This window comes from Leifsonia shinshuensis (assembly GCF_013410375.1).
Lineage (GTDB): Bacteria > Actinomycetota > Actinomycetes > Actinomycetales > Microbacteriaceae > Leifsonia > Leifsonia shinshuensis.
Map to the genome: position 1 here is coordinate 1,877,583 of NZ_JACCFL010000001.1, position 22,329 is coordinate 1,899,911.

19 protein-coding genes are annotated in these 22,329 nt (G+C 71.5%); 8 read left to right on the plus strand and 11 right to left on the minus strand.

Going from position 1 to position 22,329, the window contains the following annotated elements:
• Positions 1-64: 64 nt before the first annotated feature.
• Together HNR13_RS09215 and HNR13_RS09220 are read right to left on the minus strand one after the other, a co-directional pair.
• Complete coding sequence (locus tag HNR13_RS09215) at positions 65-397, minus strand: cupin domain-containing protein (protein ID WP_343063515.1); 333 nt, start codon at positions 395-397, stop codon at positions 65-67.
• Positions 394-1,815 (minus strand): FAD-dependent oxidoreductase, encoded by a 1,422-nt coding sequence (locus tag HNR13_RS09220; RefSeq protein ID WP_179605476.1) that lies wholly within the window; start codon positions 1,813-1,815, stop codon positions 394-396. The genes HNR13_RS09215 and HNR13_RS09220 overlap by 4 nt, the downstream gene beginning before the upstream one ends.
• A gap of 256 nt (positions 1,816-2,071) precedes the next feature.
• Here HNR13_RS09220 and HNR13_RS09225 point away from each other — a divergent pair, with 256 nt between their 5' ends.
• The 6 genes from HNR13_RS09225 to HNR13_RS09250 all read left to right on the plus strand — a co-directional run bounded on the left by HNR13_RS09225 (position 2,072) and on the right by HNR13_RS09250 (position 8,896).
• Complete coding sequence (locus HNR13_RS09225) at positions 2,072-3,085, plus strand: substrate-binding domain-containing protein (protein ID WP_179605477.1); 1,014 nt, start codon at positions 2,072-2,074, stop codon at positions 3,083-3,085.
• 161 nt (positions 3,086-3,246) lie between these two features.
• Entirely contained in the window at positions 3,247-4,551 is a 1,305-nt protein-coding gene (locus tag HNR13_RS09230) for an ABC transporter substrate-binding protein (protein ID WP_179605478.1), read from the plus strand.
• A 75-nt stretch (positions 4,552-4,626) separates the two neighbouring features.
• A complete protein-coding gene (locus tag HNR13_RS09235; RefSeq protein ID WP_179605479.1) occupies positions 4,627-5,598 on the plus strand; it encodes a carbohydrate ABC transporter permease in 972 nt (323 codons plus the stop codon).
• Positions 5,591-6,430 (plus strand): carbohydrate ABC transporter permease, encoded by an 840-nt coding sequence (locus HNR13_RS09240; RefSeq protein ID WP_179605480.1) that lies wholly within the window; start codon positions 5,591-5,593, stop codon positions 6,428-6,430. The genes HNR13_RS09235 and HNR13_RS09240 overlap by 8 nt, the downstream gene beginning before the upstream one ends.
• Before the next feature lie 38 nt (positions 6,431-6,468).
• Positions 6,469-8,394, plus strand: a complete 1,926-nt coding sequence (locus HNR13_RS09245) for a cellulase family glycosylhydrolase (RefSeq protein ID WP_179605481.1) — start codon at positions 6,469-6,471, stop codon at positions 8,392-8,394.
• A 79-nt stretch (positions 8,395-8,473) separates the two neighbouring features.
• Complete coding sequence (locus HNR13_RS09250) at positions 8,474-8,896, plus strand: hypothetical protein (protein WP_179605482.1); 423 nt, start codon at positions 8,474-8,476, stop codon at positions 8,894-8,896.
• A 12-nt stretch (positions 8,897-8,908) separates the two neighbouring features.
• On the opposite strand, the gene HNR13_RS22025 is transcribed toward HNR13_RS09250, so the two are convergent.
• Together HNR13_RS22025 and HNR13_RS09260 are read right to left on the minus strand one after the other, a co-directional pair.
• Positions 8,909-10,894 carry a cell wall-binding repeat-containing protein gene (locus HNR13_RS22025; protein ID WP_179605483.1) on the minus strand — a complete coding sequence of 662 codons (1,986 nt, stop codon included), beginning with the start codon at positions 10,892-10,894 and terminating at the stop codon, positions 8,909-8,911.
• A gap of 127 nt (positions 10,895-11,021) precedes the next feature.
• Positions 11,022-12,494, minus strand: coding sequence for a helix-turn-helix transcriptional regulator (locus HNR13_RS09260; RefSeq protein WP_179605484.1), 1,473 nt, complete (start codon positions 12,492-12,494; stop codon positions 11,022-11,024).
• 134 nt (positions 12,495-12,628) lie between these two features.
• Between HNR13_RS09260 and aceA the strand changes: the two genes are divergently transcribed.
• Both aceA and aceB read left to right on the plus strand, forming a co-directional pair.
• A complete protein-coding gene (gene aceA / locus HNR13_RS09265; protein ID WP_179605485.1) occupies positions 12,629-13,936 on the plus strand; it encodes an isocitrate lyase in 1,308 nt (435 codons plus the stop codon).
• Positions 13,937-13,985: 49 nt separating this feature from the next.
• Positions 13,986-15,650, plus strand: a complete 1,665-nt coding sequence (gene aceB, locus HNR13_RS09270) for a malate synthase A (protein ID WP_179605486.1) — start codon at positions 13,986-13,988, stop codon at positions 15,648-15,650.
• 36 nt (positions 15,651-15,686) lie between these two features.
• Here aceB and HNR13_RS09275 read toward each other — a convergent pair whose 3' ends face one another.
• From HNR13_RS09275 to nadB, 7 genes are all read right to left on the minus strand, one after another.
• On the minus strand, positions 15,687-16,040 hold the full coding sequence (locus tag HNR13_RS09275) for a DUF488 domain-containing protein (protein ID WP_179605487.1): 354 nt from the start codon (positions 16,038-16,040) through the stop codon (positions 15,687-15,689).
• Positions 16,041-16,048: 8 nt separating this feature from the next.
• Positions 16,049-16,411, minus strand: a complete 363-nt coding sequence (locus HNR13_RS09280; protein ID WP_179605488.1) for a cupin domain-containing protein — start codon at positions 16,409-16,411, stop codon at positions 16,049-16,051.
• Positions 16,408-16,977: a peroxidase-related enzyme gene (locus HNR13_RS09285; RefSeq protein ID WP_179605489.1), complete on the minus strand. Its 570-nt coding sequence runs from the start codon at positions 16,975-16,977 to the stop codon at positions 16,408-16,410. The genes HNR13_RS09280 and HNR13_RS09285 overlap by 4 nt, the downstream gene beginning before the upstream one ends.
• A 99-nt stretch (positions 16,978-17,076) precedes the next feature.
• Positions 17,077-18,561: an MDR family MFS transporter gene (locus tag HNR13_RS09290; RefSeq protein ID WP_179609295.1), complete on the minus strand. Its 1,485-nt coding sequence runs from the start codon at positions 18,559-18,561 to the stop codon at positions 17,077-17,079.
• A 200-nt stretch (positions 18,562-18,761) separates the two neighbouring features.
• Entirely contained in the window at positions 18,762-19,910 is a 1,149-nt protein-coding gene (locus HNR13_RS09295) for a cysteine desulfurase family protein (RefSeq protein WP_179605490.1), read from the minus strand.
• Positions 19,911-19,923: 13 nt separating this feature from the next.
• Complete coding sequence (gene nadC, locus HNR13_RS09300) at positions 19,924-20,784, minus strand: carboxylating nicotinate-nucleotide diphosphorylase (protein ID WP_179605491.1); 861 nt, start codon at positions 20,782-20,784, stop codon at positions 19,924-19,926.
• Entirely contained in the window at positions 20,778-22,328 is a 1,551-nt protein-coding gene (nadB, locus tag HNR13_RS09305) for an L-aspartate oxidase (RefSeq protein ID WP_179605492.1), read from the minus strand. The genes nadC and nadB overlap by 7 nt, the downstream gene beginning before the upstream one ends.
• Between the last annotated feature and the right edge of the window lies 1 nt (position 22,329).

Consider the following 22,329-nt stretch of genomic DNA (forward strand, 5'->3'; position numbering starts at 1 on the left):
CGTCACGAATGTCGGCTTTCGCGGCCGTATTCGCGACATTCGGCACGAATACGCGCGATCCGCGTCAGGCGGGCGGGGCCAGGTAGACCTTGCGGAGCGTCTCGGTGACGGTCCAGACCGTACGGTCGCCCGCGGTCAGCCGGACGAGGTCGCCGACGCCGAGCTCCAGCCGGCGGCCGGTGTCGGGGAAGTCGACGCGTCCACGCCCGGCGATGACCACGAACACCTCGTCGGCCTCCACGTCGGTCGTGGTCCCCGGCGCCATCTCCCAGACGCCGACCTCCAGCCCCGCGAAGCGGCCGAGCTCCGCCAGCGCGGTCAGCGCGTCGTCCGGGGACGGTTCCAGGGGGAGCCCGAGCGCGGGGACGCTGCCGGTCGAGTCCAGCGGGCCGCTCACGAGTCGAACCCCAGCCCGACGGCGTCGAGCGTGCGCAGGAACAGGTTGCGCCGCCCCTCGCTGTGGTCGGCGCGGTCGAGGGACCAGCGCGTCAGGTTGATGCCGATCGAGGCCGCGGGCTCCGGCGGGAACGGCAGCGGCCGGCTGCGCACCATCTCGAGGCTCGTCCGCTCGGTCTCCCGCCCGGCCAGCAGGTCCAGCATCACCTGGGCGCCGAAGTGCGTCGCCGCGACGCCGAGCCCGGTGTAGCCGGTGGCGTACGCCACGCGACCGCCGCGGGCGGTGCCGAAGAACGCGCAGAACCGGCTGCAGGTGTCGATCGCGCCCGCCCAGCGGTGCGTGAAGGTGAGGCCCTCCAGCTGCGGGAAGGTCGTGAAGAAGTGCGCGGCCAACTTCCGGAAGGTCTCCGGCCGGTCCTCGTAGCGCTCGCGGACCCGCCCGCCGTAGTGGTACACGGCGTCGTACCCGCCGAACAGGATCCGGTTGTCGCGGGTCAGCCGGTAGTAGTGGAACTGGTTCGCGGAGTCGCCGAGGCCCTGCCGTCCCGACCAGCCGATCGACGCGAGCTGCTCGGCGCTCAGCGGCTCCGTCATCAGCACGTAGTCGTACACCGGCACGGTCGTCAGCCGGTTGCGCTTGAGCAGGCTGGGGAAGACGTTGGTGGCCAGCGCGGTGCGCTTCGACCGGACGACGCCCTCCGGCGTGTACAGCGTCGTCCCGTCGCCGATCCCCTCGACCGGCGAGTGCTCGAAGAGCTCGACCCCGGCCGCCTCGCAGGCGCGGGCCAGCGCCCGGACGAGCTTGGCCGGGTGGACCAGTGCGGAGTCGCGCGTCCGGAGCAGGCCGCCGAGGTAGGTGGGGGAGTGCACCTGGGCCTGCACGGCCTCCCGGTCGAGGAAGCGCACGTCCTCGCCGTCCGCGCCCTCGCCGTCCGCCGCCTCCCGCAGCCACTCGATCTGGTGCGGCTCGGTGGCGAGGTCGATCGCGCCGTTGCGCTCGAACTCCGCGTCGAGCCCCAGCTCGGCGACGGTCGCCTCGATCTCGTCGAGGTTCGCCATCCCGAGCCGCTGCAGCTCGTCGAACTCGTGGCCGAACCGGGTCCGGCCGTTCTCGTCGCCGTGCGTCAGGCTCGCCTCGCAGAAGCCGCCGTTGCGCCCGGAGGCCGCCCAGCCGATCCGGCGCCCCTCCAGCAGCACGACGCGCGCCGCCGGGTTCTCGCGCTTGGCGAGCAGGGCCGTCCACAGCCCGGTGTAGCCGCCGCCCACGACGGCGAGGTCGCACTCGACGTCGCCGCGGAACCGCGGGTAGGCGTCGCCCGGCGCGTCCTCGATCCAGAACACGGACTGCCGGGCGCCGGCGAGCGCGTGGCTCACCACGGACGCCTCTGGTGCCTCTCGTTCGAACACGGTGGCCGTCACGGGTGCCCTTCCTGGTGCGCGGTCGTCGGTGCGGTCGTCGGGTGCGGTCGTCGGGTGCCGTCCCCGGCGAGGTCCTTCCGCGTCATTCTGCCGGACGGCGCCGCGGAGGTTCGTCGCGAATGCGCGCCGAGTCCGGGCAGACCGTCCGGCGCGGATCCACGGACCATCGCATGCGACACGAGCGCTGAACCGCTTCAGTCCGCGGTACTCTTGCCCCGACCGGCCGCACGGTGCCGCCGGCCGGGAGAGGAGCGTCGTGGGGTCAGCCACGCGGGTCACGATCGGCGGCCTCGCCGACCGACTCGGCCTGTCCAAGGCGTCGGTGTCGTACGCGCTCAACGGGCAGCCCGGGGTGAGCGAGGAGACCCGCCGCCGTGTCCTCGGCCTCGCCGAGGAGCTCGGCTGGCATCCCAGCTCCAGCGCCCGTGCGCTCTCCCGGGCGCGGTCCGACGCCATCGGCATCGTGCTGCGGCGCGACCCGGCCCTGCTCGGCACCGAGCCGTACTACATGAGCCTGCTCGCCGGGGTGGAGGCCGAGCTCGCCGAGAGCGGGCAGGCGCTGCTGCTGCGGATGATCGGCAGCGCGAACGGCCAGGACCTCGCCGCCTACCGGCGCTGGAGCGCGGAGCGCCGGGTGGACGGGGTGATGCTCTTCGACCTCACCGTGGGCGACCCGCGGCCCGCGCTGCTCGACGAGCTCGGGCTGGCGTTCGTGCTGCACGGGAACGACGAGGCGCTGGCGCCGGGACGGGTACTGCTCTACGACGCGTCCGGCGACGCGCGCATCCTGGTCGAGCACCTGCACGCGCTCGGCCACCGCCGCATCCTGCACCTGCAGGGGCCCGCCGAGTTCGAGCACGAGCGCGACCGGGCGGCCGCGATCGCGCGGTTCGCCGCCGGGCTCGGCATGCAGGCGGCGTCGGAGCCCTCCGACTACTCGATGGAGGCCGGGGAGCGCATCGCGACCGCGCACGCGGCCGACCCGCTGCTGACGGCGATGGTGACCTCCAACGACCTGCTCGCCCTCGGCGCCCAGGCGGGACTGTCCCGTGCCGGGCGCGACGACATCGCCCTGGTCAGCTGGGACGACTCTCTGATCTGCCGGCTCGGCTCGCGGCCGCTGACCGCGCTGGCCCGTTTCCCGGAGGAGCAGGGCAGGCGCGCGACCCGGATGCTGCTGGACGAGCTCGCCGGTGTGGAGACGCCCGTGCGCACCGCGCGCGCGTCGGAGCTGGTGGTCCGGTCGACCAGCGTCCGCGCCGCCGCCTGAGCCGGCCTCCCCCGCTGCCGGGGAGACCGCGCTGTATACCCTCGATACCCGAGGTGTCAACGCTGGAAATACTGAACCGGTTCAGTTATAGTCGCGGTGGCGTCGGGCGCGCTCCCAGGGGACGGGAGCGGGGGCGCCCATCACGAGACGAAGGAGTCACAATGAGGAAACGCGTCATCGCCGCGGCAGCGCTGGCGGCCACGATCTCGCTCGTGGCGGCGGGCTGCAGCAGCACCGGTTCGACGTCGTCGGCCAGCGGGTCGACCATCACCTACTGGGCGAGCAATCAGGGCACCAGCCTCGACAACGACAAGCAGGTCCTGACGCCGGTGCTGGACGACTTCACCAAGAAGACCGGGGTGAAGGTCAAGCTCGAGGTCATCGGCTGGAACGACCTGCAGACGCGCATCCAGACCGCCGTCACGTCCGGGCAGGGCCCCGACGTGCTCAACATCGGCAACACCTGGGCCGCCTCCCTGCAGGCGACCGGGGCGTTCCTGCCGTTCGGCGACAGCGAGATGAAGGCCATCGGCGGCAGCGACAAGTTCGTGAAGACCGCGCTGGAGACCGGCGGCGCCGCCGGCAAGACGGTCACCAGCGTCCCGCTCTACGGCCTCGCGTACGGCCTCTACTACAACAAGAAGATGTTCTCCGACGCCGGCGTCCAGGCGCCCACCACCTGGGAGGAGCTGGTCACCGACGCCAAGAAGCTGACGAACGGCACCCAGTACGGCTTCTCGCTCGCGGCCGGCAGCTACACCGAGAACGCCCACTTCGCGTTCATCAACTCCGCGCAGAACGGCGGCTCCTGGTTCGACAGCAAGGGCAACCCGACGTTCACCAGCCAGGCGAACATCGACGGCATCAAGCGGTACCTCGACCTGATGCAGGCCGACAAGGTCGTCAACACCTCCAACGCCCAGTACGACAACGGCGTCCAGGCGGTCAACGACTTCGCCACCGGCAAGGTCGCGATGATCCTCAGCCAGAACAACGCCGACTCCTCGATCAACGCCAACGGGATGAAGGCCGACCAGTACGGCGTCGTGCCGTTCCCGTCGCCCGAGGGCGGCAAGCCGGTCGCCAGCCACGTCGCCGGCATCAACCTGTCGATCTTCAAGAACACCAAGAACAAGGACGCCGCCCTCGAGTTCGTCAAGTACATGACGAGCGAGTCGACCCAGTCCACGCTCGGCAAGCCGTACTCGACGCTGCCGGTGCTGAACGGCGCCAAGCCGAACTTCACCGACAACGCCGACGAGGCCGCCACCTTCCAGAAGATCTACAACGAGATGTCCAAGCCGCTGCCGCTGGTGCCGGCCGAGGACCAGTTCGAGAACACCGTCGGCAAGGCCATGAACGACATGTTCGCCAAGATCGCCACCGGGGGCACGGTCTCCGACTCCGACATCAAGTCGGCGCTCAGCACCGCCCAGGACCAGGTGAAGCAGTCGATCGGCGGCTAGGCCTCCCTAGCCCCACAGCGATGGCCGGGCGGGAGGCGACTCCCGCCCGGCCGCCGCACCCACCGAAGGAGTTCCATGTCGACGACGACATCCGTCCGGACCAGCCCCGCCGAGGCGCCGGCCCCGGCGAAGACCCGCCGCAAGCGGCCCAAGGGCTGGTGGCTGCCGCTGGTGCTGCTGGCGCCCGCCATCATCTTCGAGCTGCTCATCCACGTCATCCCGATGCTCACCGGCATCTGGATCAGCTTCCTGCAGCTCACCAAGTTCGTCATCGCAAACTGGAGCGAGGCGCCGTTCGTCGGCCTCAAGAACTACCAGGTCGCGCTGGACTTCAACACGTCCATCGGCGCCGGCCTGCTGACCTCGTTCCTCATCACCTGCGGCTTCACGATCCTCGTCGTCGGGCTCTCCTGGGTGCTCGGGATGGCGGCGGCCGTCGCCCTGCAGGGTCGGTTCCGCGGGCGCGGGTTCTTCCGCACGCTGTTCCTGGTGCCGTACGCGCTGCCGCTCTACGCCGGCATCATCACGTGGAAGTTCATGCTCCAGAAGGACACCGGGGCGGTCAACCACTTCCTGTTCGACAACCTCGGCCTTCCGGGCCAGAAGCCGTTCTGGCTGATCGGCGACAACGCGTTCTGGTCGATCGTCATCGTCGCGATCTGGCGGCTCTGGCCGTTCGCCTTCCTGATGCTGATGGCCGGCCTCCAGTCGATCCCCGACGAGGTCTACGAGGCCTCGGCGGTGGACGGCGCCAAGCCGTTCCGGCAGTGGCGCTCGATCACGCTGCCGATGCTGCGGCCGGTCAACGCCGTGCTGCTGCTGGTGATGTTCCTGTGGACGTTCAACGACTTCAACACGCCGTACGTCCTGTTCGGCAACGCCCAACCCGCCGCGGGCGACCTGATCTCGTTCCACATCTACAACGCGTCGTTCCTGACCTGGAACTTCGGCTCGGGAGCGGCGATGAGCGTGCTGCTGCTGATCTTCCTGCTCATCGTGTCCGGCATCTACCTGATCGTGCTCAACCGGAGGAACCGCAATGCGTGAGACCGTCTCGTCCAAAGTCTTCCGCTGGGTCGTCGTCGTCGTCCTGACAGTGTTCACCGCGGTGCCGCTCTACGTGATGATCACGTCGTCGATGAAGCCGCTGTCCGACGTGCAGGGCGCCTTCACCTGGTGGCCGACGAACATCACCTTCCAGCCGTTCATCGACATGTGGTCGACCGTCCCGCTGCTGTCGTACTTCGTCAACAGCGTCATCGTGTCCACGGCCGCGACCGTGCTCAGCCTGATCATCGCCGTGTTCGCCGCCTATGCGGTGTCGCGCTACCGGTTCAAGGGCCGCAGCGTCTTCACCACGACCGTGCTGTCCACGCAGATGTTCCCCGGCGTGCTCTTCCTGCTGCCGCTCTTCCTCATCTTCGTGAACATCAACCAGGCGGTCGGCATCCAGCTGGTCGGCACCCGCTGGGGGCTGGTGATCACCTACCTGACCTTCGCGCTGCCGTTCGCGATCTGGATGCTCGCCGGCTACTTCGACGGCATCCCGCGCGAGCTCGACGAGGCCGCGATGGTCGACGGCTCCGGGCCGATGGGCGCGCTCTGGCACGTGGTGCTGCCCGCGGCCAAGCCCGGCCTCATCGCGGTCGCGATCTACTCGTTCATGACCAGCTGGGGCGAGGTGCTGTTCGCTTCCGTGATGACGACGGATGAGAACCGCACCCTGGCCGTCGGTCTGCAGCTCTACTCGACGCAGACGAACGTGTACTGGAACCAGATCATGGCGGCGTCCCTCGTGGTCTCCATCCCGATCGTGGTCGCGTTCCTCCTGCTGCAGCGGAACTTCGTGGCCGGGCTCACCGCCGGCGCCGTGAAGTGACGCGCAGCACCGGCAACACCCAGCCCTCGAAAGGAATCATGGACCGCCCGTCCCCCCACCTCGCCGTCGACGGATCGCCTGTGGTCTGGCTCGGAGCGAACTTCTGGTCGCGCACCGGCGGCCCGCTCATGTGGAAGCGCTACGACCCCGCGGTCCTCCGCCAGGAGCTGCGCGTGCTGGCCGACCACGGCCTCAACATGACCAGGTCGTTCTTCTACTGGCCCGACTTCCACCCGACCCCGGACACGCTCGACGAGCAGTGCCTGGTCAACTTCGCCGACTTCCTGGACGCGCACACCGAGACCGGGATGACGACCGTACCGACCTTCCTGGTCGGCCACATGTCGGGTGAGAACTGGGACCCGGCGTGGCGGGAGGGTCGCGACCTCTACCGCGACGTCTGGTTCGTCGGTCGGCAGGCCTGGTACGTGCGGGAGCTCACCGCCCGGTTCGCCGCGCATCCCGCGGTGGCCGGCTGGCTGCTGACCAACGAGGTGCCGATCTACGGCGGGGAGGCGCCGCGCCCGATCGTGGACGCGTGGGCGTCGCTGCTGGTTGACGCGGTCCGCGCGGGCGGCGGGACCCAGCCGGTCGCGGTCGGCGACGGCGCGTGGGGCATCGAGACGACCGGTCACGACAACGGCTTCTCGGTGCGCGACCTCGCCCGGTTCACCGACTTCGTCGGGCCGCACGTCTACCGGATGGAGACCGACCAGACCCGCCAGCACCTCAAGGCGGCGTACATCGCTGAGCTGTCCGGTGTCGGCCTCCCGGTCATCATGGAGGAGTTCGGCCTGACCAGCGACTTCGTCTCCGACGAGGGCGCGGCGTCGTACTACCGCCAGCTGCTCTACACGACCCTGCTCGCCGGCGCGACGGGCTGGATCGCCTGGAACAACACCGACTACGACGACCTCGCCGGCCAGCGGCCGTACTCGCACCACCCGTTCGAGATGCACTTCGGCATCACCGACCGGCACGGCGCGCCCAAGCCGCCGCTGCGCGAGCTGGCGCGGTTCGCCGCGGACCTCGCTGCGATCGACCTCCCGCACGCGCGGCGCACCCCGGTGGACGCCGCCATCGTCGTGCCGTCGCACCTGGAGGCGGACTACCCGTTCACGAACGAGACCGAGCGCGCCCACATCGTGGCGACCGGCGAGCAGGCCTACCTCGCAGCGCACGAGGCGCACATCCCGGTCGCGGTGGTGCGGGAGCGGGAGGACGGCGGCATCCCCGCCGGCTACGGCCTCTACCTGCTGCCGTCGGTCAAGCAGCTCTGCGCGACCTCCTGGCTGCAGCTGGAGGAGCTGGCGCGGGACGGCGCGACCGTCTACGCGTCGTACTCGCACGGCGACAGCGGCGTGCAGCGCGGTCCGTGGTGGACGAACACGGAGGCGCTGTTCGGCGTCCGCCCGGCGAGCTCCTACGGCCTCGCCGAGCCGGTGACCGACGAGGAGGCGGCGATCCGGTTCACGCAGGACTTCGGGTCGCTGGCGGCGGGGACGGTGCTGACTGTCCCGGCGGCGGGCAACGAGAACGGCCGGACGTACCTGCCGGTGCGGGCGACCTCCGGCACGGTCGTCGCGGTGGACGCGCACGGCCGCCCGGCGATCGTGGTCAAGGAGCACGGCGCCGGCCGTGCGGTGCTCTCGACCTACCCGCTGGAGTACTTCGCCTCCGCCCGGGCCCGCAGCAATCCGGAGGAGACCTGGCGGCTGTACGACGCGCTCGCCGCGGTGGCCGACGTCGAGCGGGACGTGCGCCTCGACGACCCGCGGGTCTTCGTCGACACGCTCGTCCACGACGACGGCCGCCGGTTCGCGGTGTTCGTCTCGCAGCACGGGACGCCGGTCACGGTGCGGCCGGTCGTGGCGGGGGAGCTGCGGACGCTGGGCGGCGAGACGACGGACGAGCTGGCGCTCGACCCGTACGGTGTCGCGGTGCGGGAGCTCGTGCTCGACTGAGGGCGGCGTGCGTGGCGGTCTCGCGCCCGGCCGTTCGGGGGCGTATACGCGCCCCCGCAGGGCTTGCTACGCTCCGGGCATGTCGAATCGGGGGATTCTGACGACGGCCACGGCCGTCGCAGCGACACTGTTCCTGTCGGGTGCGTTGAGCGGCTGCTCGCCGGGACCCGCGCCCGCGGACGCGACGGCGATCGCGTCGGCGAGCCCGACCCCGAGCGCGACCGAGTCGCCGACCCCGCAACCGCTCGACGCCCGCAGCGCCTGGAACGCGTGCGCCGCGGTCGCGCAGTCCAACTACGTCGCCCAGAACCCGGGAGCCGCGATCATCCCGTTCTCCCCGGCGACCACGCTGCAGACCGACGGCTCCGGCGCGACGTTCGTCGTCGTCGATGTCCGGCCGGCTCAGCCGATCGCGGGCGCGGCCTCCATTGCGGTTATCTGCACGGTGAGTGGCACCGCGGTGTCGGCGCAGGTCGACTCGTGGCTGATCAAGGACATCTGAGGGGAAGCCTGCTCAGCGACAGGTGGTGAGGGTGTCGAGTCCCGACGAGAGCGATGCCGTTCCACCGATGAGGACCGCGGTCTTCACGCCGAGGTACTCGACCGCCGACAGTGCGTCCGGGGGAACGCAGGCCTGGGTCGCGATCAGCAGCGGCGCTCCCATCCGTCCCGCGAGCGCGGCGCCCGCCAGGGCGTCGGGGAAATTGAGCCCGGACGCGATCACGGCTGTGTCGTGCTCGTGGAAGACACCGACGACATCCGCCTGGGCGCTGTTGAGACCGGGGAATGCGTCGGCCGTGATGGCGACCGAGGTCGCAAACCGGTCCGCGCCGTAGACGCGCGTGACGGTCAGGCCCGGGATGGCCGACAGGCCGGCCTCGAATCCGGAGGAGATCGCGGCGGGCCCCCCGACGATCTCCACGTTGGTGACGCCCGTTCGCTTCAGCTCGGCCACCGTGGCCGCGTCCGGGCTGGAACCGCGCCCGTCCACCAGGAGCACGCCCGCGTGCTTGGAGGTCGCGGCTGCACCGGCAGAGAGCGCGTCCGGGAACGCCCAGCCGGACGCGAGCAGGATGGTCTTCGATCCGGTCGGGAAGCCGAACTCCGTGACCGCGCGCGAGGTGGCGAAGCGGTCGCCGCCGTAGACCCTGACGACATCGGCGGCCGACGAAACGTAGCTCGACAGGGTCGTCGCGACGCTGTCCGAGACGGACGCCGTGCCGCCGACGATCACGATGCGACCAGGATGGAGTCGCGTGAGCTCATTGCCGATCGCGGCCGGCACGAACCCTTGCGGGACGAGGAGGAGCGGCGCGCCGAGCGAGCCGGCCACCGGGACTGCTGAGAGGGCGTCGGGGAAGTTCTGGCCGCTCGTGACGAAGACCGTGCCGACGCCGGGATCGTAGCGCGAGGACGCAGACAGGGTGTTCGCGGAGATCATGGCCGACGTTCCGTACCGATCGGCGCCGGCCAGGCGCGTGGTGGCGGGCAGGGTGAGCGTGGTCGTCGGTGTGACGGAGTCGTACTCTCCGACGGTGATCGGGTCCGACCAGAACGCTCCCGCTTCCGGCTGGCCGCCGATGTACTCCATGACCCGGTAGGTGCCCGGGAACGTCTGGAAGCCGTAGGTGCCATACGAGCCGATGTAGTCCGCCCGGCGCTGCACGACGGTCTCCGAGCCGTCGGGCTCGACCTGGAGCAGCTGGGAGTCGCCGATGATCGATCCCGAGGCGTTGGAGCAGCGCGGGCACTGGAAGCCCGCGCCGATGTAGGCCTGTCCGTAGGCCACCTGGTCCGGTGCGGCCACCGAACCGCCGGACGTGTCGACCGTGAACGGCCGGGTGTCGGTCACCCGGTATCCAGAGCTCGAACTCGCCGAGACGTCGAACACCAGGCTGTACACGCCGGGGAGCAGGCCAGTGATCGTATAGGTGCCATCGGCGAGCGTCTTCACGGGCGGCGCCTGGTCCGGGTGCGCGGAAAACCACTGGTGCGCGTCGGAACGGCTCGCCGTCACCGATCCGACCGGTGGGGCCGCGTTGGCCGTGGTCAGGATCCTGCCCGTGATCGTCGTCGGGAGAGGGAGTGTCTGATCGAACGCGATGTCGGGCCCGGGGAGCCGCGACAGGTCTTCGCCTTCGCCGGGGAGGCCGACGTAGTGCGCCCGGTTTCCGTACACGGACTGGTAGCCTCCCGCGCCGAGGTACTCGACGCGCAGTTCGAGGTTCTCGCCCGTGTACGGGGTCGTCGTCGTCAACGAATACCCGCCGGAGGCATCGGTGAGGACCGGGCTGCCGACCGGCTGGACGCTCGTGTCGAGGTAGGTGCCCACCAGGCTCACGCGTGCCTCGCCTGCGGCGGCGGGATGGGAGGCGTCGCCGAGGCTGATCGTGCCGTGGATGACGAGAGCGGAGTCGGCGGCGGCGGGCGATGCGGCGGCCACGCCCCCTGCGGCCGTCAGCAGTGCGGCGATGAGCGCGATGCGATGGGGGGTCTTCACCCTGTCCTCCTGGCGTGGGTGAGCACGGTCACGCACAGGGAGATGCTAGTGAATGGGGGCGTTTGTCAAAGGCCTGCAGGGCGGAAAAGATGCGGAGCTGTGAATTCTTTCAGCCGCGGAGCGTGCGTCACCCGTCCGCCGGCGCGTGCCGCTCCAGGAAGTCGTACACCTCCGTCGAGTCCACCCCGGGGAACGTCCCGGTCGGCAGCGCCGCCAGCAGCGACGTGGGCGTGCGCGCCGCCGGCCACGCCATGCCCTCCCAGCGCTCGGCCAGCGCCCCGGACGGGCGGCGGCAGCACGACTCGTCCGGGCAGCGCGACACCGCGCGGTGGGTGGTCTCGCGGCCGCGGAACCATTTCACGTGCGCGAACGGCACGCCGACGCTCACCGAGTAGTCGCCCTCCTTGGCCTTCTCGATGCGGGAGGTGCACCAGAACGTCCCGCGCGGGGTGTCGGTGTACTGGTAGTACGGGCTGAACCGGTCGGCCACGTCGAAGACCGTGCGGGCCGTCCAGCTCCGGCAGACCGGGGTGCCCTCGATCGCGCCGAGGGCGTCGGAGGGGAACGCCACCGAGTCGTTCTCGTAGGCCTTGATGATGGTGCCGGACTCGTGCACCTTCATGAAGTGCACCGGGATGCCGAGCCGCGCGGTCGCCAGGTTGGTGAAGCGATGGCAGGCGGTCTCGTAGGAGACCGCGAAGGCGTCGCGCAGGTCCTCCATCGAGATGCGGCGGAAGTTCTTGGCTTCGGTGAGGAACGCGACCGCATCCTTCTCCGGCAGCAGCAGCGCCGCGGTCAGGTAGTTGGTCTCCACGCGCTGGCGCAGAAAGTCGGCGTAATTTCCGGGCTCGTCGTGGCCGAGGAGCTGGGAGGCGAAGGCCTGCAGGATGGGGGAGCGGGAGTCGCGCGAGGCCGACTGCTCGGTCGGCAGGTAGATGCGGCCGTTGCGCTTGTCGGTCACCGACCGGGTGGAGTGCGGGAGGTCGCCGACGTAGTGCAGCGAGAAGCCGAGGTGGTCGGCCATGTCTGCCACGGTCTGGTGCGAGACAGGCCCGCCGGAGTGGCCGACGACCGACAGCAGGTCGGCGGCGATGGCCTCCAGGTCGGCGAAGTAGTTGTCCCTGGCGCGCATGGTGGCGCGCAGCTCCGCGTTGGCGCGGCGGGCCTCCTCGGGGGTCGCGGCACGCTCCTTGTGCAGGCGCGCGACCTCCTGGTGCAGGGCCAGGATCGCCTTCAGCGTCGCGTCCGGGACCGCCTTGGACACGCGCACCGGCTCGATGCCGAGGGCGCCGAACACGGGTCCGCGCTGCGCACGCTCGACCGCGATCTCCAGGGCGGCGCGCTCGTCGGGGGCGTCGGGGGCGAGGAGGTCGTCCACCGTCACGCCGAGGGCGGCGGCGATGGCGCGCAGCTGCGCGAGGCGGGGCTCCCGGTTGCCGTTCTCGATCGCGGAGACCTGGGAGGGCGCCCGGTCGATCGCGGCGGCGAGGGCCTCCAGGGTCATCGCCCTCTCCAGGCGGAACGCGCGCACACGACGGCCGAGGGTGAGCGCGTCGGCTCCCATCGGCTCGTCGTCGATCCGGACAGCGGTGTCGGTCATGCAGGCCATGGTGACACTCCGGCGAAGTTCTAGCAAACAGAAGAACCCGTGAATTTCTGTCGACGGATCTTCTCCAGACCTGTTGCGGCGGGGCCACGATCGTGTCATCCGATCCGACCGATGGAGGTCACGACATGAACACCGCAGCCCGTCCCGGCGACACCACGCAGACCGCCGCCGAGCTCCGCCTCGAGTGGGACGCCGACCCGCGCTGGTCCGGCATCCGCCGCGACTACACGGCCGAGGACGTGGTTGCGCTCCGCGGCCCGGTGCGCGAGGAGCAGACGCTCGCCCGCCGCGGCGCCCAGCGGCTCTGGGAGCTCATCCAGCGCGAGGGCGACGGTCCGGACGCGAAGTGGGTCGCCGCGCTCGGCGCCCTCACCGGCAACCAGGCCGTCCAGCAGGTCCGCGCCGGCCTGGAGGCCATCTACCTCTCCGGCTGGCAGGTCGCGGCCGACGCCAACCTGTCCGGCCAGACCTACCCCGACCAGAGCCTTTACCCGGCGAACTCGGTTCCCGCGGTCGTCCGCCGGATCAACAACGCGCTGCTGCGTGCCGGCCAGGTGGAGGGCACCGACGGCCCGGTGTCCGACTGGATGGCGCCGATCGTCGCCGACGCGGAGGCCGGCTTCGGCGGCCCGCTCAACGCGTACGAGCTCATGCACGGCATGATCCAGGCCGGCGCCGCGGGCGTGCACTGGGAGGACCAGCTGGCCAGCGAGAAGAAGTGCGGCCACATGGGCGGCAAGGTGCTCATCCCGACCGGGCAGCACATCCGCACCCTCAACGCCGCACGGCTCGCCGCCGACGTCGCCGGTGTCCCGACGATCGTGATCGCCCGCACCGACTCGCTCGCCGCGACGCTGCTGACCAGCGACCACGACGAGCGCGACCGGCCGTTCCTCACCGGCACCCGCACCGCGGAGGGCTTCTACGAGGTGCGCAACGGCATCGACCCGGTCATCGCCCGCGGCCTCGCCTACGCGCCGTACGCGGACCTGCTCTGGGTGGAGTCGGCCGAGCCCGACCTGGAGCTCGCGCGCCGGTTCGCCGAGGCGGTGCACGCGCAGTTCCCCGGCAAGAAGCTGGCCTACAACTGCTCGCCGTCGTTCAACTGGCGCAAGCACCTGGACGACGCCACGATCGCCCGGTTCCAGCGCGAGCTGGCGGCGATGGGCTACGCGTTCCAGTTCATCACCCTCGCGGGCTTCCACGCCCTCAACTACTCCATGTTCACGCTCGCCAAGGACTACGCCGACCGGCAGATGAGCGCGTACGTGGACCTCCAGGAGGCCGAATTCGCCTCCGAGAGCTCCGGCTACACCGCCACCCGCCATCAGCGGGAGGTCGGCACCGGCTACTTCGACCGCATCGCGACCGCGCTCAACCCCGACAGCGCCACCCTCGCCCTCGTCGGCTCCACCGAACAGCACCAGTTCTGATCCGCCCGGACCGAACACACCCGCGGACACGAACGAAAGGACAACGACCATGATCGAGATCACCGGTCCCCGCGTCGACGGGACCGAAGACATCCTGACCCCGGAGGCGCTCGCCTTCGTCGACCACCTGCACCAGGCCTTCGCCGCGCGCCGCCAGGAGCTCCTGCTGGAGCGCCAGCGCCGGCGCTCGGAGGCCGGCAACGGCCGCGACCCGCGCTTCCTCTCCGCCACTGAGACGATCCGCGAGGACCCGCACTGGCGCGTCGCCGGCGCCGGCCCGGGCCTCGAGGATCGCCGCGTGGAGATCACCGGCCCGACCGACCCGAAGATGGCGATCAACGCCCTCAACTCGGGAGCCCGGGTCTGGCTGGCCGACCAGGAGGACGCCACCAGCCCGACCTGGGCGAACGTCGTCGGCGGCCAGCGCACTCTCTACGACGCGGTCCGCGGGCAGCTCGCCTTCACCAGCCCCGAGGGCAAGGACTACCGGGTCACCACCCCGCACGAGCACACGCCCACGATCGTGATGCGCCCGCGCGGCTGGCACCTGGTGGAGAAGCACCTCGCCTTCACCGACCGGGCCGGACGCACCGCCCCGGCCAGCGCCTCCCTCACCGACTTCGGCCTGTACTTCTGGCACAACGCCGAAGAGCTGGTCGCGTCGGGCCGCGGGCCGTACTTCTACCTGCCCAAGCTGGAGTCGCACCTGGAGGCGCGGCTGTGGAACGACATCTTCGTCTTCGCCCAGCAGCGGATCGGCATGCCGGTCGGCACGGTGCGGGCGACGGTCCTCATCGAGACCATCCCGGCCGCGTTCGAGATGGAGGAGATCCTCTACGAGCTGCGCGACCACTGCGCCGGCCTGAACGCCGGCCGCTGGGACTACATCTTCTCGATCATCAAGACGTTCCTCGGCCGCGGCAAGCGCTTCGCGTTCGGCGACCGCAGCGGCATCACGATGACCGTCCCGTTCATGCGGGCGTACACCGAGCTGCTGGTCGCGACGTGCCACAAGCGCGGCGCGCACGCGATCGGCGGGATGAGCGCCTTCATCCCGAACCGCCGCGATGCCGAGGCGACCGAGCGCGCCCTCGCGCAGGTCGCGGACGACAAGCGCCGGGAGGCCGGCGACGGCTTCGACGGGACCTGGGTCGCCCACCCCGACCTCATCCCCACCGCGCTCGCGGAGTTCGATGCGGTGCTCGGCGACCGGCCGAACCAGGTCGGCCGGCTGCGCGACGACGTGCACGTCACGGCCGCCGACCTGCTCGACATCACGTCGGCCGGCGGCACGGTCACCGACGCGGGCGTGCGCTCGAACGTCTCGGTCGCCCTCCGCTACATCGAGGCGTGGCTGCGCGGCACCGGCGCCGTCGCGATCGACGGGCTGATGGAGGACGCCGCGACCGCGGAGATCTCCCGCTCGCTGCTGCGCCAGTGGATCGAGAACCGGGTCGTCACCGCCGAGGGCACGCCGGTGGACCGCGCGCTCGTCGCCGGGATCCTGGCCGAGGAATGCATGCGGCTCAGCTCCGCCGCACGCGCCGCGGGAGCGGCGGACCGCTTCGACGACGCCGCCGAGCTGCTGGCCGAGGTGTCGCTGGCGGAGGAGTTCCCGACCTTCCTGACCATCCCCGCCTACACCTGGTTCCTGGTGGACGAGGCGGAGCGGGAGGACCGCGAGGAGCTCCGGGAGCTGGCGCCGGCCGTCTGAACCGGGCGCGGCCGGCGCCGACGGCTGTGGTTGCCGTCACCGGGGGTGGTGCTCGAGATACCTCTCGAGCACCACCCCCTGATTCAGTTCCGGGTCGCGCGCGCCGACCAGCAGGGTGACGACGGGATGCGTGTCGCCGAGCTCGCGGAGCTGCGCCACCGCCGGGTTCGCGTCGAGCTCCGCGTCGTACCGGGCCGTGAACTCGTCGAACAGCAGCGCCTCGTGGTGGAACCAGCGCCGCAGCTCGGTGGAGGGCGCGACGTCCTTGAGCCAGAGGTCCACCTTCGCCTTCTCCTTGGTGAGGCCGCGCGGCCAGAGCCGGTCGACCAGCACGCGGAGGCCGTCCTCGACGGCGGGCGGGTCGTAGACGCGCTTGACGCGGTACACCATGCGATCTCCTAGAGCATCGTGAGCGTCGGCTCCTCGTCGGTGCCGACGGGGAAGTGGGCGAGGAAGACGACGCCTTCCGGCCCGGCGTCGAAGCGGGCGATCCGGGCGCCCTCCTCCTCGAAGAAGGCGTCGCCGACCTCGAGGATCCGCTCAGGTCCGCCCTCCACCTGGTAGATGGCGGAGCCGCGCTCGATCGATCCGACGACCGGGCCGTTGTGCAGGTGCAGGCCGCCGACGACCCCCGGCTGCATCGTGATGCGGCGGGTCTGGATGCGTCCCACCGGGCGCGGGTTGGCGAGCGTCACATCCTGGACGATCTCCCGCTCGACAGGCGGGAGTTCCTCGGCCGACCCGGCCTCCTCGGCGCTCACAGCGGCGCCAGCAGCGCGCCGCGCAGGCTGTCGCTGATCCCGGGTGGGACCTCCACCGAGACGGCCAGCGCCTGGATGGCGCGGCTGAAGTAGTTGCGCGCCGCGGCGGCCAGCGTGATGTCGACGATCTCGCGGTCGGTGAAGCCGAGCTCGCGCAGGCGCAGGGAGTCCGCCTCGGTCATGGCCGCGGAGTCCTCGCTGACGCGCTTCGCGTACTCCATCATCGCGACCTCCGCCTCGCTGAGCCCGGCGTCGTGGAAGTCCCCGGCGACGGCCTCCACCTCCTCGGCGTCCATGACGGCGAGGGTCTTCCGCCCGTGGGCGAGGCGGCAGTGCTGCGAGTGCGTCCCCTCCGCGGCGGCGAGGGTGACGAGCTCGAAGCGCCGCACGCCGAGCTGGGCGACGATCGCCCGGACGAGCTGTTCCCAGGCGCGGTACGCCTCGGGATTGACCGCCATCACGCGCGTGTAGTCGGCGACGTAGCCGAGATCGCGTTCGTCCTTCGCATAGATCTCCGCGACGTCGCCGGTCGCCTCGCCGGGGTCGACCGTCTCGATGATGGCCATGTCTCCTCCTCGCCGGTCGCCAGAGTGCAGGTCGCGGGACTCATGGTGCCACCGCCAGACCCCGGGTGCCAGAGGTGGGACGCGCGGCCGGGGGAGGCCTCAGTGCGCGAAGGCCGCCTCCGACGGCGCGTCCGCCGGCTTGCCGACGAAGAACGACCCGACGACCCCGAAGACCGAGATGATCGCCGCCGCGAAGAACGCCGCGCGGATGCCGCCGGCGGTCGCCGCGTCGAGCGACGCGCCGCCCGCCGCGAGGGCCGCCGTCTGCGCCGACAGCACCGCCACCAGGAGGGCCGTTCCCGCAGCCCCGCCGACCTGCTGGATGGTGCCGAGGATGGCGCTGCCGTGCGAGTACAGGTGCGGGGGAACCGCGCCGAGCCCCGCGGTGAAGAGAGGCGTGAACATGAGCGCCAGGCCGAGGCTCATCGTGATGTGGGCGATGAGCACCAGGTAGACCGGCGTCGTCTCGGTCACCATCGTGAGCGACCACATCACCAGGCTCACCAGGATCGCGCCCGGGATCACCAGCGGGCGCGGGCCGACGCGGTCGTAGAGGCGGCCGACGAACGGCGCCGCCAGACCCATCACCAGGCCGCCGGGCAGCAGGAGCAGCCCGGTGCCGAGCACGTCGAGGTGCAGCACGTGCTGCAAATAGAGCGGGAGGACGATGATGACGCCGAACAGCGACGCCGTGGTGATCGCCATCAGCACGATCGCGGCCGTGAAGATCGGGCTGCGGAAGGTGCGGAGGTCGAGCAGCGCGCGGTCCTTGCGCTGCAGGAGCAGCTGACGGGTGATGAACGCCGCCAGGGCCACCACGCCGACGGCGAGCGAGCCCCACAGCATCGGTCCGTTGCCGGCCGCCGCCGGGCCGGTCTCGCCGCTCAGCGTCAGACCGTAGACGAGGCCGCCGAAACCGAACGCGGAGAGGATGACCGAGAGCACGTCCACCCGGCTCTTGCGGGTCTCGGTGACGTTCTCGACGAACTTGACGCCGATCAGCAGCATCACGACCGCGATCGGCAGGACGATCAGGAAGATCCAGCGCCAGGCCAGGAAGTTGAGGATGACGCCCGAGATCGTCGGGCCGATCGCCGGGGCGACCGAGATGACGATCGAGACATTGCCCATCGTGCGGCCGCGCAGCGCCGGCGGCACCAGGGTCATCAGCGTGGTCATCAGCAGCGGCAGCATGATCGCGGTGCCGCAGGCCTGGATCACCCGGGCGACCACGAGGATGCTGAAGCCCGGGGCGATCGCCGCGACCAGGGTGCCGAGCGAGAACAGCGACATCGCGGTGATGAAGACCTGGCGGGTGGTGAACCGCTGCAGCAGGAAGCCGGTGATCGGGATGACGACCGCCATCGTCAGCATGAAGGCGGTGGAGAGCCACTGCGCGGCGAGCGCGTCGATGTGGAGGTCGTCCATCAGCTTCGGGATGGCGACGCTCATGATCGTCTCGTTGAGGATCACGACGAAGGTGGCCGCCAGCAGCAGCCAGATGACGCGCTGATCGCGCGGCTCGATGCGCGGCCGGGCCGCGCTGGTCTCCCCCTCGGACTGACGGGGCGCTCCGGTCTCGATGGCGTCGGCGCGAGGCCCAGGTGAGGTCTTCTCAGTCACCGGTCCACACTATCCACCACCCCCGACACCGTGGGTTTCCAGCCGGTGAAACATCCGCCCGTTCACTCTCCGCGTAACCCGGAATAAACGGCGCGCAGATTTTCGACATTCGTGACGAATGTCGCGTTTGGCGTCGCCGAAGTGGACATTCGTGACGAATGTCAGGAGGCGAGACCGCGCACCTCGCCGACCGCCTCGGCGACGGCGGGCGCGACGGCGACGAGGGCGTCCTCGCTGACGTCGGGGCCCCAGGAGAACCGGACCGCGGTGCGGGCGACGTCCTCGTCGTAGCCGAGCGCGAGCAGGACGTGCGAGGCGTCCTCGCTGCCGGCCGCGCAGGCCGAGCCGCTGGAGGACACGATCCCGCGGCGCTCCAGCTCCAGCAGCACGGTCTCGCCGTTGGTCCCGGGGAAGACGAAGGAGGCCGTGCCTGGCAGGCGCGCGGCCGCGTGGCCGGTCAGCTCCGCCCCGGGCGTCTGCGCCAGCACCGCCGCGGTGAACGCGTCGCGCGCCGCGGTCGACCGGGCGGCGTTGGCCTCCCGGTCGCGCATGGCCAGTCGTGCCGCCGTCGCCAGCGCTACGGCGCCCGCGACGTTCTCGGTGCCGGACCGGCGGCCGCGCTCCTGGCCTCCACCGTGCAGCACCGGCTCCAGCGGGAGCCGGCCGCGGACGAACAGCGCGCCGATCCCCTTGGGAGCGCCGATCTTGTGCCCGGACACGCTGAGCGCGTCGACGCCGAGCTCGCGGACGTCGAGCGGCAGCCAGCCCGCCGCCTGCACCGCGTCGGTGTGGAACGGCACGCCCTGGGCGTGGGCGAGGGCCGCGAGCTCCGCGATCGGCTGGACGGTGCCCACCTCGTTGTTGGCGAGCATCACGCTCGCGAGGGTCGTGTCCGGCCGCAGCGCCGCCGCGACGTCGTCGGGGGAGACCAGCCCGTCGCGCCCGACCGGCACGTACGTCGCCTCGAAGCCGTGCACGCGGACCAGGTAGTCCACGGAGGCCAGCACGGCCTCGTGCTCGATCGGTGTGGTGACGATGTGCCGGCCGCGCGGCGCGCCCAGCGCGATCCCCTTGATCGCGAGGTTGTCGGCCTCCGTCCCGCCCGAGGTGAAGACGATCTCGGAGGCCCGGCAGCCGAGCCACTCCGCGACCGTCGCCCGTGCGGCGGCCAGGGCGCGCGCGGCGGACTCCCCGACGGCGTGGTGGCTGGACGGGTTGCCGAAGTCGCCCGTCAGGTACGGCCACATGGCCTCCAGGACCTCGCGGCGGACCGCGGAGGTCGCGGCGGCGTCGAGGTAGAGGCCGGTCATGAGCGCCGTCCGGTCATGCGTTCTCCAGCACCACGTCTAGGCCGAGGTCGAGCGAGCGGACGCTGTGCGTGAGCGCGCCGGAGGAGATCACGTCGACGCCCGTCTCCGCGATGTCGCGGACCGTGGCCAGGCTGACGTTGCCGCTGGCCTCCACGATCGCGCGGCCGCCGACGATCGCGACACCCTCGCGCAGCTCGTCCAGCGTGAAGTTGTCGAGCATGATGGTGTCCACCCCGGCGGCCAGCACCGGCTCGATCTGGTCGATGCGGTCCACCTCCACCTCCAGGTGCGTCGTGTGCGACAGCTCCGCACGCACCCGGCGGAGCGCGTCGGTCACCGACACCCCGGACTGCGCGGTGAGGATCGCGAGGTGGTTGTCCTTGGCCATCACCGCGTCGGAGAGCGAGTAGCGGTGGTTGTGGCCGCCGCCGCTGCGCACGGCGTGACGCTCGAACGCGCGGAGGCCGGGCGTGGTCTTGCGGGTGTCCACGATGCGGGCGGACGTGTGCGCGACCTCCGCGACGAAGGACGCCGTGAGGGTGGTGATGCCGGACATCCGCTGCACGAAGTTCAGCGCCACCCGCTCGCCCTGCAGCACCGAGCGGGCGGGGCCGCTCACCGTCGCGAGGGTGTCGCCCGCCTCGAACGTGTCGCCGTCCGCGACGGCCAGCTCCACGTCGATCGCCGGGTCGGTCAGCGTCATCGCGGCGGCGAACACGGCGCCTCCGGAGAACGTCCCCGGCTCGCGCGCGGAGAGCCGCGCGGTGGCATATGCCGTTTCGGGAATGAGCAGCTCGCTGGTCAGGTCTCCCCAGGGCGCGTCCTCGGCGAGGGCGGCCCGGACGACGTCGTGGATGGTCTGGCGGGTCAGCATGGAACGGTCACCTCGGTAGGAACGGACAGCGGAGCCAGCACGGTGTGGCGGGGCGCGCCCGCCGCCGGCAGCGGGAAGTCGGAGCGGAAGTGGGCGCCGCGCGACTCCTCGCGCGAGAGCGCGGAGGCGACGACGAGGCGGCCGAGCTGCAGCAGGTCGGCGTCCTCGCTGGGCTCCGGCATCCGGAAGGCGGCGAGCTCGCGCGCTGCGCGTTCGAGGCCGGCACGGTCGCGGTGCAGGCCGGCGCCGGTCCAGAGGATCGACTGCAGCCGGGCGCGGTCGAAGGGCTCGTCACCCTCCGGGAGCTCGGTCGCGGCCGTCGCGGCGAGGCCGGGCGCTGCGGCCCAGGAGGGCGCCTCGGCCCACGGCTCGCCGATCGCCTCGGCCGCGCGGTGGGCGAACACCAGCCCCTCCAGCAGCGAGTTGGAGGCCAGCCGGTTGGCGCCCTGCGCGCCGGTGCAGGCGACCTCCCCGACCGCGAACAGCCCGGGGACGCTCGTGCGGCCCTGGATGTCCGTGACCACTCCGCCCATCGCGTAGTGCGCGGCGGGCGTGACCGGCACCGGCTCGCGGGACCAGTCGATCCCGGCGGCGCGGCAGGCGGCGTCGATGGTGGGGAAGCGGCGCGCGAGGAAGTCCGCGCCGAGCGCCGTGGCGTCGAGCACGACCGGGAGGCCGTCCTGCGCCGCCATCTCCACCGCGATCCCGCGGGCGACCACATCGCGCGGAGCGAGCTCGGCGTCGGGGTGGACGTCCAGCATGAACCGCTCGCCGCGGGCGTTGCGGAGCACCGCCCCCTCACCGCGCACGGCCTCCGACACGAGGAAGGTCCGCGAGCCGCCGTCCGCGGCGGGGAGCCGCAGCGCGGTCGGATGGAACTGCGTGAACTCCAGGTCGGCCAGCAGCGCCCCGGCCCGGTAGGCGGCGGCCACACCGTCGCCGGTGGCGACGGCCGGGTTGGTGGTGTGGGCGTAGAGCTGCCCCCAGCCGCCGGTGGCGAGCACGACGGCGTCGGCGTCGAGCTCGGTCTCCGTGCCGTCGGCCAGCCGCAGCGCAACCCCGGAGGCCGCGCCGTCCGTCACGAGCACGTCGCGGAGGAACGCCCCGCTCACCACCCGGATGCCCGCGGCGGCCACGGCCGCGTCGAGCGCCCGCTGGATCTCCGCCCCGGTCGCGTCGCCGCCCGCGTGCAGCACGCGGGCGCTGGAGTGGGCGGCCTCCAGACCTCGGGCGAGACCGTTCCCGTCGCGGTCGAAGGCCACCCCGAGCGCGATCAGCTCGCGCACCCGGGCCGGGCCGTCGACGCAGAGCGCCGCCACGGCCTCCGGCACGTTCAGCCCCGCACCGGCGCGCAGTGTGTCGGCCACGTGGGCGGCGACGCTGTCGTCGGAGAACACCGCCGCGGCGATCCCGCCCTGCGCGTACCGGGTGCTCCCGTCGGCGATGCCGCCCTTGGTGACGACCGTGACGTCGTGGCGCTCGGCCGCCCGCAGCGCGGCGACGAGCCCGGCGATCCCGCTCCCGACGACGACGACGCGGGCCATG

Coding starts and splice junctions, on each gene's coding strand:
- HNR13_RS09285 (WP_179605489.1), bottom strand. CDS start 16,977: ATGGCCATCATCGAGACGGTCGACCCCGGCGAGGCGACCGGCGACGTC.
- HNR13_RS09250 (WP_179605482.1), top strand. CDS start 8,474: ATGTCGAATCGGGGGATTCTGACGACGGCCACGGCCGTCGCAGCGACA.
- HNR13_RS09260 (WP_179605484.1), bottom strand. CDS start 12,494: ATGACCGACACCGCTGTCCGGATCGACGACGAGCCGATGGGAGCCGAC.
- HNR13_RS09275 (WP_179605487.1), bottom strand. CDS start 16,040: ATGGTGTACCGCGTCAAGCGCGTCTACGACCCGCCCGCCGTCGAGGAC.
- HNR13_RS09240 (WP_179605480.1), top strand. CDS start 5,591: ATGCGTGAGACCGTCTCGTCCAAAGTCTTCCGCTGGGTCGTCGTCGTC.
- nadB (WP_179605492.1), bottom strand. CDS start 22,328: ATGGCCCGCGTCGTCGTCGTCGGGAGCGGGATCGCCGGGCTCGTCGCC.
- aceA (WP_179605485.1), top strand. CDS start 12,629: ATGAACACCGCAGCCCGTCCCGGCGACACCACGCAGACCGCCGCCGAG.
- HNR13_RS09245 (WP_179605481.1), top strand. CDS start 6,469: ATGGACCGCCCGTCCCCCCACCTCGCCGTCGACGGATCGCCTGTGGTC.
- aceB (WP_179605486.1), top strand. CDS start 13,986: ATGATCGAGATCACCGGTCCCCGCGTCGACGGGACCGAAGACATCCTG.
- nadC (WP_179605491.1), bottom strand. CDS start 20,784: ATGCTGACCCGCCAGACCATCCACGACGTCGTCCGGGCCGCCCTCGCC.
- HNR13_RS09295 (WP_179605490.1), bottom strand. CDS start 19,910: ATGACCGGCCTCTACCTCGACGCCGCCGCGACCTCCGCGGTCCGCCGC.
- HNR13_RS09235 (WP_179605479.1), top strand. CDS start 4,627: ATGTCGACGACGACATCCGTCCGGACCAGCCCCGCCGAGGCGCCGGCC.
- HNR13_RS09230 (WP_179605478.1), top strand. CDS start 3,247: ATGAGGAAACGCGTCATCGCCGCGGCAGCGCTGGCGGCCACGATCTCG.